This is a genomic window from Shewanella dokdonensis, from assembly GCF_018394335.1.
Classification (GTDB): Bacteria; Pseudomonadota; Gammaproteobacteria; order Enterobacterales; family Shewanellaceae; genus Shewanella; species Shewanella dokdonensis.
The window spans coordinates 2,407,389-2,419,620 of sequence record NZ_CP074572.1; the positions used below are offsets into that span (position 1 = coordinate 2,407,389).

Below are 12,232 nucleotides of genomic sequence, written 5' to 3' on the forward strand. Positions count from 1 at the left end.
CTGTAGAAAAAGAACACTTCCTTACCCTTGGCGTGTTGGGTAAGGAAGCTGGCGAAAACACGCTAGTGCCAGTAACGGCGCTAGCTGTGGCCCAAGTTGCGCTACCGACCATAGCGCATGCGTTATGGTTGCTCCTCAGTTATTTGTTGTGCCAGCTGTTGCAGGTATGGCGCCACGCTGGCATCCGCCCAGTCAACATACCCGCGCACAAAGCCAACGAGTTCTCCATTACCATTCAGTAAAAATGTGGCCGGGACGACATCGGTGGGCAGAATGTCTGCCACTTGCTGCTGTGGGTCGAGCCATAACTGTGGAAACTGTAATTGGTGCTGTTGCAGAAATGGCGGCACTAAGGTCAGATCTTCATCAATCGATAGTGGCACTACGCTGAGCTGCTGTGGATCGAGTTGCGGTATTAACTGTTGTAGATGCTGTAAGTCACGCACACACAAAGTGCACCAGGTGGCCCACAGACTGAGCACTGTCATGCGCCCATTATTTTCGGTGAATGTATGGGGTGTGCCTTGCAAGTCTCTCAGCGTAATCGGTGCTAAAGGTTGCGGGTGTTGCAGCGTTACCAACTGCCGCAGCACCATAGGCTTGGGCAGCGTATGCGCGTTGGCTTGTGCGTAATCTACCGACAGTAGCCATAGCAGTAGCAATAGCCAACTTAAATAACGTTTCATGCGGTTTTTTCTCCTTGACGGCGCCCGAGTACTAACAAGCTGCCGCAGCCCAGAACCAGCAAGACCGGCGCTATCCATAGCAGTGCTGTTGCTGGCGTCAGTGCCGGTTGGTAGCGAATGCGTTCACCATAGCGCTGCACCATGAAGTCGATGATCTGCTCTTGGCTTTGGCCTTGTTGCAGCATTTGGTAAATCTGTGCTTTCAGCTCTGCGGCAATAGGCGCTTCCGATTCATACAGACTCTGGTTGATGGCGGCTGGGCAACGTAACGCCTTGGCAATGTCATTGCTGAGGCGGATGAGGTTTTGCTCGGCACTTGCTAGCGGCAAACTCAATAGCAGTGCCAAGGCCAGCAGTAGCGATAGCCGCTTATGGTGACTCATAGGCCACTCCTTGGTGCATGGTTTTATGGGGGATGACAATCGGCAACCGCCGATAAATGCGCGGGCAACAGGCGCACAAAGCGGCTGGCAGCAGTAACAATCCGCCTAGCCACAGCCAACTGATCAAGGGTTTGATGCTGATACGCACCAGATAAACGCCGGGTTCCAACTCTTGCCCAAGCGAGACATAAAAATCTTGTAGCCAGCCGTGGTATACCGCCGCTTCGGTGACTTCCATACCGTTGCTGCGAAAGGTCTGTCGCTGTGGCTGTAACTTAGTGAGCAACTGCTCTTGGCCGCGATACAGTTCTATTTCTGCGGCAATGGCGTGATAAGCCCGTTGCTCCAGCGTCAAGGTATCGCGGTAGACAAAACTGTAGCTGCCAAAGCTGCTATGCAGCGTGCGTCCCTGATCGGCACTCATGCGTAGCAGCGCTTCGGTTTCGTATTGACTACTGCAAGTGCCACCCAAAATTGCAATGGCGACCGCCACATGGGCAATGCGTCCAGCAATGGCGGGGTGCTTGGCATGTGGGTAAAACCACAGTTGGATTTCTGCCAGCAATAACCAACTGGCGGCGGCAATGCCCAGAAAAGTAAACCCTGGGCTGTGACCCGGAAACAGCAACACCCACAGCCCACTGAGTAGCAGCCAAGGCAGTAGCAGCCAAGCATTGCCATGTCGTCGCACAAAGCTCCAGCCCATCAGCAATGTCATCAGCAACAGTAGCGGGACAAAAATCATATTGAAATAGGGCGCACCGACCGACAAGGTGCCTAATCCCAACATGTCACAGAACAATGGATATAGCGTTCCAAGCAGCACGGAAAATGCGGCTGCCAGCAGTAATGCAATGCCTAATAGCAACGGAATTGCAGCGGCTTCGCCATAGCATTTCAGCTGTGAGCAGCGTCTGCCATAGAGCCATAACGCAGGTAGCAGAAACAACGCCATCAACAGCAACAGTAATGCGCCTCTTCCGCTGTTGCTGGTAAACGCATGGACTGATTGCACAATCCCTGAACGCACCAGAAAAGTGCCCAGCAGACAACTGCCAAAAGTGATGATCCCCAGCAGCAGGCTGAGCCGTGCCAGTTGTGGTGACGGCTGTTTGGGCAACAGGCAATGTAACAGGGCGCTGCTCAACAGCCAGGGAATAAACGCGGCATTTTCTACCGGATCCCAGAACCACCAACCACCCCAGCCCAGTTCAGTGTAAGCCCACCAAGCACCCAAGACATTCCCCGCACTGAGGAATAACCAGCTCAGCAAACTCAATTGTCTGAGCGCGCGCCACGCCTGATGAAATCTGCCATCCAGTAAAATAGCCACGCAGATGGCAAACAGCGCGCCTAGCAGTGCATAGCCCGCAAATAACAAAGGGGGATGCAGGATCAAACCGATATCTTGCAGAATCGGGTTGAGATCGCGCCCCTCTGGTGGCACGGCGGGCAACAGTCTGGCAAAGGGATTAGCGGTTAGCAGTATCACTATTCCAAATGCACCACTTAACGCCGCCAAGATCGCCAGCGCTTGCCGTTGTAGTTGTGGCAACTGGCTGCGCCGAAAATACTGTAGTAACCCGCCAAGCAGCAGTAACCACAGTAGCAATGAACCTTCGTGACTGCCCCAAACGGCGGCCACCTTATACAGTAGCGGTAGCTGGCTGTTGCTGTTATCGGCAACATAACGCACTGAAAAATCATCAGTAATAAAGCAGTAACTCAGTAACAGATAACTGGCCGTCAGTGTCAGCGTGGCACTATCGGCCAGCAACTGACTCAGCCTGAAGTTGCTGCGGTTGTGTGGTAGCCATAGCAGACTGCACGCTGTGCCCCACATCAGCGCTGTCGCCAGGATCAGTAATAAGTGTCCGGTTTCCGCCGTCATGTCCGTCTCCTTGTTTCCCGGTTCTGTTCCGGAAGTCCTGCTACTGCCGCTGAATCTAGCGGATATCCATCAGCAAACTGTGATCCCGTTGCGGTTGCCATCAGGCTTGTGAATTTTTCACAAATTCAGCCGGATTTTGAGATTTTTTGAGAGTTAAAAACCGTGGTTTTACAACTGAATTCTTCACAGTGATAAAAATTAAACCCATTGAAATAAAACAGTTTTTATCGTTTGAGAATTTCTGAGATGTGACAGATTTTTCAGTGTGCGCCAGCGCAGATTTTTACGGTGGAGGCTTGCCCATTATTGCCCGGTGTCGGCTCCGGGAGTGACCAACATGCAGGCTAGTTGTGGGGCACTGGCTGTTCCGGAACAGACCAACATCATTTAAAAATATGCGAGGAGAGAGTGATGAAACCATGGAACCCCAAAACAGTTGCTGGTGCACTGTTTTGCCTGGGCACTGCTATAGCAGTTGGCCCAGTGATGGCGAACTCTGACAGTAAACCGGGACATAACAACAAGAGCATGAGCGAAGCCGCGCTGGAAGTGATTGCTCACCCGGATCTGACAGAACCCACCCGCGGCGTGAAAACGCTGGACGATTATGTAGTGCAGGAAAAGGAGCTGTTCGACTTTTTGTTTGAGCACCATCCTATCTTTAAATATGCCGCAGAAGGCCGGATAAAGGGCAATATCAGGTATCTGACCGCGGCGAAGAGTACCTGGAAGCGGGCGGCAGTGCCAAATACGCCAAACGTGTCGGGCATCCTGCCGCCGTGCAATATCGTCTGGGGGCTAAGTCGATTCTGGATTATCCCAACAAGTTTGTTGGGCCGGAAAAATGCGGCGAGTGTCACCAAGTGCAGTATGAAAAGTGGAAACGTTCACGTCACGCCCAATCAATCCGTTTCCCAGGTGAACATCCAGAAGTGGATAACGATCTGAAGAAAAAACTGTACGGGTCGCAGGCATCAATTCTGGCGGACGGTATCACCCCTGACACCATCTATGCCACCATTGGCACACCACGTACCAAATACGGTTATATCGATAACTGGCTGGTGCGCGGTTCCTACCATATTGAAGGCGGTTTGCTGAAAGACGGTACTGGCACCTTGGTGGCCGGTGGTAACCAGTTCTCCCGTGGCTGGGCTGAGTGGTTGACCCCAGAAATGGCCAAAAAGATCAAAAAAGTGATTCCTGATTTCCCAACCGAAATGAAAGAGTTCGGCGGCAGTGGTTCGCACCAATGGGGGATGACTTCCTACGGCGCCAGCTATGGCAAGAACTTCCTGTTCCAGCCTGCCAGTTCCTACTGCGAGGTGTGCCACACCTTCAAATTTGACTTCAAAACTAAAGATGAATTTTTTGCCGCACTTGGCGATGCCAAGAAACTGCAAGAACACACCATCAGCCGTGGTATCGCTTGTGAAGAATGTCATGGCGCCGGTGGTCATCTGGCCGGCGGTATTGGCGGCGGAATGCCTTCCAACTGCGAACGTTGTCACCAGCGCTTCAATTACATAGATGCGCAGGCCGAAACTCCACAGGGCAAAGACAAACTGGAATATGCCTTTAACGCCAAGTTCAAGTCTGCTTGTCCTTCCTGTGGTACTGAAGGGGCGCAGATGTTTATGTCTGAACATTATGACAAAGGCATGCGCTGCTCTACCTGTCACGACCCACACGAAGTGACCGCTAACGACTGGAAATCGGGTTTCACCGTGCCAGGGCTGAAGAAACAGTGTGTGGATTGCCACGAAGCGCAGGCGGAAATGGCGCGTAATACTACAACTCACAGCAAATCTAGCTGTACTGCTTGCCATATGCCGAATATGGGTAGCTGTGAAAACTTCACTGCAATTCAGTATCCAGACCATGCCGGTTTCGATGCGGTGCGTAAGTCTCACCTGTGGAAAATTGACATCAGTCCAGATCGCAAGAGTCTGAATCCGCCAGAGGGCCAGCCACGTAAGAGCACTACCAAAGGCTGGACCATTGCCAAGGATGAAAACGGTCACGGTTATATCGACCTGATGTGGAGCTGTGCGCGTACCTCGGTTTCTGACCACGACGTGGTAGACAACAAAGGCTGTCATAGCCAGTTCCAGTCCAACATGGGCGCTTCACTGCAGTTCAAAGATCAACAGCAGATCTACGGCAAAGTGATGGCTTGGCAGACCCCGGTAAAAGACACCTTTGCCAAAGTGGAAAGTGCGGTCAAACAGGTCAATCGCCAGTTGCAGAAAGCCAATCTGTCAGTGGCTGACAAGACTCAGGTGTTGTTGCTGACTGAAAAAGCCAGCGATGCACTGGAGCTGGTCAGAAAAGACGGTTCCTGGGGGTTCACGCACCGCGTTACACCCGTCAGCGTCTGGATGCCGCATTGACCTACGTCACACAAGCGCAGGCCATTATCAAGGGCAGTAGCAAGCTGTAAATGTCAAAGCCAGGCTTCCGGTGTGATGCCGGAAGCCTGAGGAGGACGGAATCATGAGCAAGTGCTGTGGTTGGGTATTACTGCTGGGGCTGACCGCCATGAATGTGTGGGCGGGGGCGGTGGTGAACCGCGTCCAGCAGTGCGCTATGACCAAGAATTAAACCAGATTTCGATGCGGGAAGCTGAGTCGTTGCTGGGGCAACCCGGCGTGCATTTTTACGATGTGAATACTCTGGAAATCTGGGCCGATGGTTATATCCCCGGGGCGGTGTTTTTTAATGTGCGTGACTGGAAAAAACTGCTGCCGGAAAACAAGCAGGCAACGCTGGTGTTTTACTGCGTTAACCGCCTGTGTACCTCTAGCGTGCTAGCGGCCAGAGCGGTGATGAAACTGGGTTATACCGATGTACGACAAATGCCAGATGGGATCTACGGCTGGCGCATCTCCGGGCGACCGGTAGCCAAACCCTGATCTCGTTTTTAACGAGCAATAACATGGCAACAAGCAGGAGTCATTACTATGTGGCGTAACAGAATATTTTGGCTGAGTGGCCTGGCATTATGCGTCAGTGTCGCCAGCTATGCAGGTGAACTGAAAACCCAACAGGACAAAGAGTCTTACAGCATGGGACTGTCCTTGGGAAATTACCTGTCCAACGAGCTTTATCAACAGCAACAACTGGGAGCCAAGGCCGATGTGGCACTGGTGATTGAAGGTTTCGTCGATGCACTGAAAAACCAGGGCAAACTGACCGATGATGAAACCGTTAACCTGTTGAACCAACGCGCAGAAACCTTAAATCAGGCACGCGCTGCCCAGCGTAAACAAGTGGCGGAAAACAATCGCACCGCCGCCGCGGCCTTCTTTGAAAAAAATGCCAAGGTTGCCGGTGTTACCACTCTCAAAAGTGGCTTGCAGTATCAAATGCAGCAGCAAGGCACTGGCGATGTGCCCAAGCCAGAAGATGTCGTGACCGCCAAATACCGTGGCACGCTGCTGGATGGTACTGAATTTGAAAACAGCGGTGAGCAACCAGTACGTTTTGCGCTGATGACCATGATCCCAGGATTAGAAGAGGGGATCCGCCAATTACACACTGGTGGTAAAGCTCGCTTCTTTATTCCGGCGGCACTGGCATACGGAGCCGATGGTGTTGGCGAGGTGCCACCGCAAGCGGCGCTGATCTTCGATGTAGAGCTGGTCAAAGTGGAAAAACCGGCCAAGAGTCATGGCGGCATGATGCCGGGCATGTAACAGGAGACGGCGATGGAAACTGCTCTGCTGCTGTTAATACTGCTGTTGCCGCTGCTGCTGTGGTGGTTGGCGCGGCGTCATAGTGGCACTCAAGAACCCAGTTTCGGGGGCTTGGGGCTGGTGCTCTGCATCAGTATTTGTAGCGCCTTGGCTTATGTTCAACTGGGGGCTTTTGGCCAATGGCAGCAGGCTTATGTCGATCAGCACATCGACTTGCAACTGGCCGGGCGCATCACCGAGGCCCGGCGACAGTTAGCTAAAACACCGCAGCAACCGCAACTGATGCTGGAGCTGGTGGCGCTATACAACCAAGGCGGGCTCTACCCAGAAGCGGTGGCGCTGCAACAGCAACTGATTGAGATCCAAGGCCAACAACCTGAGCTGTTAGCGCAGTTGGCGGAGCTGCAATATTACCGCGATCAGCGGCAACTCAGCGACAGTACCTGTGAGTTGCTGGGGCAAGTCTTCCGTCAACAACCGGCACAGCTGCAAGCTCGTATGTTGCTGGCGAACGCGCTGTTTCAACGTCAGCAATATTTGCCGGCAATTGCGCAGTGGCAGTGGCTGTTAGCGCAGCCACAGTATGCCGATTACCAACAGCCGTTGCAGACGGCGATTGAGCATGCCCGTAAGTTGTTGCGCCAATCATCCAACCGCACGCTGGTGGCCGACAACCTCAGACAAGGATAAGGACAATACTATGATCAAATGGTTAGTTTTGGCGGCTGTGTTGTTATGCGGCTGCAGCCCAGCAGAACCGCAAAATCCCTATATGCCTGAAGCCATTCAGGCTCATGACCGTTGCCACCTGTGTGGCATGGTGATCCAACAACATCCTGGCCCCAAGGGCGAACTGTTGATGAGTGACGGCTTAGTGCCCAAGTTTTGCTCGACCCGCGATATGTTCAGCTTTGCTTTACAGCCAGAAAACCAGCGGCGCATCAAGGCGATGTATGTACACGATGCTGGGCGTACCGATTGGGAACATCCAGACGACAGTGCCTTTATCGATGCATCCCAAGCTTGGTATGTCTATGGTTCGCGCCGTAAAGGTGCCATGGGGCCGTCATTAGCACCATTCTCCAATCGCGAGGCCGCCGAGGCTTTTGCCGCGTCTTGGGGCGGAAAGGTGTTGAGCTATCAAGAGGTTAACCTCAGTTTGTTGGAGGGCGCATTAATGCGCTCAGGCAGATGATGCGTTGGGCGCTTATCGGATGCTTATGCTGTTGCGGCTGGTGCCAAGCGGCCAACTGGCAAGCACAGCCTGGGCAAGCACTGCAGCCATTGCTGGACAGCACCGCTGCCGGTGACACCCTAGTGTTGCCCGCCGGGCGCTATCCAGGGCCACTGACGATTTCTCACCCGCTCATCATACATGCGGTGCCCGGTGCGACGTTATTTGCGGATGGCAGTGGCAGTGCTTTGCTGATCAGCGCCGCAGATACGCAGGTCAGCGGCTTGACCATCCGTAATTGGGGTAGTGATGTTTTCAGCTTAGATGCCGGCGTGCAATTGTTGCCGGGGGCCGACCGTGTGCGCCTGAGCCGCTTGACCTTGCAAGGGCCAGGTTATGGCATCTATGCCGAAAAACTCATCGCACCGGTGATCGAAAATTGCCGCATTCTGGGCGAACACCGCCTGTATGTGCTGGATCGTGGTGATGGTATCGCCATGCGTTACGTCGAGGCGCCGCAGCTTCATCACAACCATATGCAGGATGTGCGCGATGGCATCTATCTGGAAGATGTCAGCCACAGCCGTGTTAGCCACAACCTGTTCCAAGGGCTGCAATATGGCCTGCACTATATGTATACCCACGATGACTTAGCCTGGCAGAACCGTGCCGAAGCGGTCAGTGGCGGTTATGCCTTGATGAGTTCCAGAGCCATTACCTTAAAGGACAACCAAGTCAGCGAGGCGGTGGACTTTGGCATTTTGCTGAATGTTACCCGCGATAGCCAACTGCTGGGCAATCGGGCGGTACAGGTGCGTAACTCCCGAGGTAAAGCAGAAGATGGCAATCTGGGGAAGGCCCTGTTTATCTATGATGCGCACGACAATGTGATCCGCGGTAATGATTTTGCGAACAGTGATATCGGCATCAGCGTGGCCCTGGGTGCCGAGGGCAATCACTTCTACGGCAACAGTATTAGCAACAACCAGATCCAGGTGCGCTATATCGGCACTCAAGCACTGGAATGGAGCCATGAACAACGCGGCAATTACTGGAGCAGCTATCAGGGTTGGGATCTCAATGGCGATGGTGTGGGTGAGCAGCCCTATCAGCCCAACGATGCGCTGGATAGATTGCTGTGGTTGTACCCATCAGCCCAGCAACTGCTTGAGAGCCCGATTGTGCAGCTACTGCGTTGGCTCAGCAGCGCGCTGGCATTGCAACCTAATGTGGGTATCACCGATTCGTATCCATTGATGCAACCCGCACCGTGGCAGGAGATAAATGATGCAGACCATTAATGCCTGCGAGCTGGCGATTTGCCTCGGCGGTCAGCCGCGATTACAACAGGTCAGCTTGCAGTTACACAGTGGTGAGCTGTTGGCGCTGCTTGGGCACAACGGTGCCGGTAAATCCACGTTAATCAAACTGTTATTAGGGCTGTATCAGCCAGATAGTGGTTCGCTAACCGTTTTGGGGGATAAACCCGGCAGACAGCCGTTGCAGGTGGGTTATCTGCCTGAAAATGTCAGCTTTTATCCACAGATGCAGTTGGGTGAACTATTGCAGTATTTTGCGGATCTGAAAGGGATTAATCGCCGTCGAGTCAAACAGTTACTGGCAGAGTTTGGCTTGCAGCACTGTGCCAAACAACCATTACGCGTATGTTCCAAAGGGGAGCGGCAACGGCTGGGGTTAGCTCAGGCATTATTGAGTCAGCCAGCGCTGTTGCTGCTGGATGAACCCACGGTTGGGCTCGATCCGTTAGCCTCAACTTTTATGTACCAGACCTTGCAAACGCTGCGCTCCCAAGGTTGCAGCATAGTCGTCTGCACCCATGAACTGGCGCTGGTGGAACCTGTGTTGGATCAACTGCTGATATTAGAGCATGGGCGAGTGGCCGCCAGCGGGACATTGCCAGCGCTGCAACAGCAGGCGCAACTGCCGTGGCAGATCCGGCTGCCATCGGGTCATGCTTGGCATACCGATCCGCTGTTGGCGCCTTGGCTGCGTGAGCAGCAGTTACTCTTTCCGGCATCATTACTGCCGCAATTAAGCCAGCGACTGACTCAGCATTGGCACTGTGTTGATTACCAGTTGCAGCCACCGGATCTGCGTCAGCTCTTCTGCCACTTTTTAGCTGGCACAGATGCAAGGGCAACACTGGCGGAGGCGGTATGAAAAATATGGTCTGTGTTATCGCATGGCGGGAATTACAGGAAGCTCGTCGCAGTCGCTGGCTATGGCTGGCGGCCTGCATCTTTGCCTTGCTAACCCTGGCCGTCACCTTTGGCAGCAGCGCTGTCAGTGGGCAACTGCGGTTACCGCCATTGCCACAACTGATGAATTCTCTGGTGACACTGAGCTGTTTTCTGCTGCCGCTGTTGGCCTTGTTGCTGGCGGCCGATGCGTTTGTTGCTGAAGCGGAAGCTGGCACTATGTTGCTGATGTTGACGTATCCCATCAGCAAGGCGCAGTGGCTGGCGGGTAAACTGTTAGGGCAGGGCAGCGCTTTACTGTTGGCTTGTCTGGTGGGCTACGGGCTGCTGTGGTTGTTACCATTATGGTCGTCCATTCATTGGCAACAGCTGTGGCGGCCATTGTTAACCTTGCTTTGGAGCGGCTGGCTACTGACGCTTATCTGTCTGCTGGCGGGTTACTGGGTCAGCCTGCATGTGCGCAGCCGCAACCAGGCATTGGCCTGGGTACTGCTGCTCTGGTTATTACTGGTGTTGCTGTACGATCTGGCCTTGCTGATTTTAGCCGTGGCTAGCGACAGCCATATGGCACCAGAACTGCTGCAATGGCTGCAACTGCTGAATCCCGCCAGTGGCTTTCGATTACTCAATCAACACCCTCGCCAGTTGCCGTCATTACTGCTATACCTGCAACCTTGGTTGTGGCTTGCCGGGTTATGGTGGCTGGCGCTAAGAGCATTTCGCCAGCGGCAGTTGTGACCGGGTTAACGCTGCGATGTTTATCCATGTTAGCCAAAGGGGTATTTGCGCAAATCATCACATTATCTGGGTGGTTCTACCGTTACTATGCGCCGTTGTATATCTGGCTCAAGGAGCCGAGTCTGCTAAAATTATCAAGGAGTTATGATGCAACCGCTCACTCCCTATTTGGCGCTCGATAACAAGGCTCAGCAGTTACTGGATCAGCGGGATAACTCGGTGATCCCATTGTCTTATTCGGAAGCGCAGATCCTGCATTGTTTGCTGGAAAAGCCTGAGGCGATTTTCAGTAAAGAGGCATTGCTGGCCGTCGGTTGGCCCGACCGGGTCGTGGCTCTGACTTCTCTGACGCAATGTATTAGTACCTTGCGGAAAAAGCTGGAACCTTATCCCGAGATCCAGCTAAAGACGGTGGCGCGCCGTGGTTATGAACTGACCATCTCCGCTAGTTCTCATGTGCATATGCTGGCGCTCAACGATGGTCGGGCGATCCGCAAAGCATTGGTGGGTGTGTCCTGGTCGGTGAAACTGTTTGGTATCACCTTGCTGACGCTGGTTTTATGTCTGTGGTGGTACTTCAGTGATGCCCATGTCATGCTCAAACATCTGCATCATTGGCCAGGCTGATAGGCAAATTCTGCTGAATGTCGGTGGTTTTCACGGCATGGCACGGCTGTATCATCTCGACAGTGTTACCTCGTTACATCCGTCAATGTGGCAGAAGCATCTGGCACCGGAAGGTAACCAAATTGAGGGGATGACCCACTTCGGTGCTTTTGCCGCAACAGATGGCAATAACTATTCCTTCACTATCTGCCCCGGTGCTGATACCGGTGAATGTGCTGGCGAGGGCATTATCAATATCACTGCGATCAAGGCCGAGCCTGCCGGGCTGAATATGCAGCAGTTTATTCCGCTCAGTAAGCAGATGGAGCAGCGCATTCGCTATAACCGGATTATTTTGCCGCCAGCTGAAAGTAACGCTGAAGTTACTGAACATAACTACCATGCCGATATCTATTTCCCGGTGGCGGGCGAACTGTTGGTACGTACCGATCTCAGCATGTCGCTGGTGTATGAAAATAGTGATAGCGGCCAGTTCTATTTTTCTGCCTGTCTGACCGATCAGAACTGCATCACTACCCCTATCAAATACCAGTTGCGTGGCCGTTTTCAGCAGTATCGTAGTGAAATTTCCGGCCAGCCAGCGGATGTGTTCCAAGTGACAGTGACCCAAAAAGAGCTGATTAAGCCAGATAACGTCAGTCACTCAGCAATGGATTTTTACCGGGAGATCCGCAAACACGATATCCGCGATGAAGAGCTGTATTTTTACCGTATCTATAGCGACCAGAAAACCGCCGTATGGCTGGTGCCATTGATGGGCAATATTGTGGCTTGGACGACTTACAACCAGGTGAGTCTCTGATAACACCAAGGCCC

General features: G+C 53.2%; 10 protein-coding genes and 2 pseudogenes. 9 read left to right on the forward strand and 3 right to left on the reverse strand.

From position 1 onward, the window contains the following. Positions 1 to 122: 122 nt before the first annotated feature. From KHX94_RS11550 to KHX94_RS11560, 3 genes are read right to left on the reverse strand one after another with little or no spacing between them, the layout of a single operon-like run. A complete protein-coding gene (locus KHX94_RS11550) occupies positions 123 to 686 on the reverse strand; it encodes a TlpA family protein disulfide reductase (RefSeq protein WP_213680752.1) in 564 nt (187 codons plus the stop codon). Beyond that, positions 683 to 1,069, reverse strand: a complete 387-nt coding sequence (locus KHX94_RS11555; protein ID WP_213680753.1) for a cytochrome c-type biogenesis protein — start codon at positions 1,067 to 1,069, stop codon at positions 683 to 685. The genes KHX94_RS11550 and KHX94_RS11555 overlap by 4 nt, the downstream gene beginning before the upstream one ends. Beyond that, on the reverse strand, positions 1,056 to 2,960 hold the full coding sequence (locus KHX94_RS11560) for a heme lyase CcmF/NrfE family subunit (RefSeq protein WP_213680754.1): 1,905 nt from the start codon (positions 2,958 to 2,960) through the stop codon (positions 1,056 to 1,058). The genes KHX94_RS11555 and KHX94_RS11560 overlap by 14 nt, the downstream gene beginning before the upstream one ends. A gap of 411 nt (positions 2,961 to 3,371) precedes the next feature. Between KHX94_RS11560 and KHX94_RS11565 the strand changes: the two are divergent. The 9 genes and pseudogenes from KHX94_RS11565 (at position 3,372) to KHX94_RS11605 (ending at position 12,218) form a co-directional block, all read left to right on the forward strand. Further along, positions 3,372 to 5,403 (forward strand): annotated as a pseudogene (locus tag KHX94_RS11565) (multiheme c-type cytochrome). 61 nt (positions 5,404 to 5,464) lie between these two features. Next, the gene (locus KHX94_RS11570) at positions 5,465 to 5,875 is read left to right on the forward strand and encodes a rhodanese-like domain-containing protein (RefSeq protein ID WP_425314010.1); all 411 of its coding nucleotides are present in this window, start codon (positions 5,465 to 5,467) and stop codon (positions 5,873 to 5,875) included. A 48-nt stretch (positions 5,876 to 5,923) separates the two neighbouring features. Then, positions 5,924 to 6,658: an FKBP-type peptidyl-prolyl cis-trans isomerase gene (locus KHX94_RS11575; protein WP_213680755.1), complete on the forward strand. Its 735-nt coding sequence runs from the start codon at positions 5,924 to 5,926 to the stop codon at positions 6,656 to 6,658. A gap of 12 nt (positions 6,659 to 6,670) precedes the next feature. Beyond that, a complete protein-coding gene (locus tag KHX94_RS11580) occupies positions 6,671 to 7,348 on the forward strand; it encodes a tetratricopeptide repeat protein (protein ID WP_213680756.1) in 678 nt (225 codons plus the stop codon). Positions 7,349 to 7,358: 10 nt separating this feature from the next. Next, the gene (locus KHX94_RS11585; RefSeq protein WP_213680757.1) at positions 7,359 to 7,853 is read left to right on the forward strand and encodes a nitrous oxide reductase accessory protein NosL; all 495 of its coding nucleotides are present in this window, start codon (positions 7,359 to 7,361) and stop codon (positions 7,851 to 7,853) included. Beyond that, positions 7,850 to 9,133: a nitrous oxide reductase family maturation protein NosD gene (gene nosD, locus KHX94_RS11590; RefSeq protein WP_213680758.1), complete on the forward strand. Its 1,284-nt coding sequence runs from the start codon at positions 7,850 to 7,852 to the stop codon at positions 9,131 to 9,133. The genes KHX94_RS11585 and nosD overlap by 4 nt, the downstream gene beginning before the upstream one ends. Next, entirely contained in the window at positions 9,117 to 10,013 is an 897-nt protein-coding gene (locus KHX94_RS11595; protein ID WP_213680759.1) for an ABC transporter ATP-binding protein, read from the forward strand. Before nosD ends, KHX94_RS11595 begins: the two co-directional genes overlap by 17 nt. Next, the gene (locus KHX94_RS11600; RefSeq protein ID WP_213680760.1) at positions 10,010 to 10,789 is read left to right on the forward strand and encodes an ABC transporter permease; all 780 of its coding nucleotides are present in this window, start codon (positions 10,010 to 10,012) and stop codon (positions 10,787 to 10,789) included. The genes KHX94_RS11595 and KHX94_RS11600 overlap by 4 nt, the downstream gene beginning before the upstream one ends. Positions 10,790 to 10,936: 147 nt before the next feature. Further along, a pseudogene (locus KHX94_RS11605) lies at positions 10,937 to 12,218 on the forward strand (winged helix-turn-helix domain-containing protein). The last annotated feature ends 14 nt before the right edge of the window (positions 12,219 to 12,232 follow it).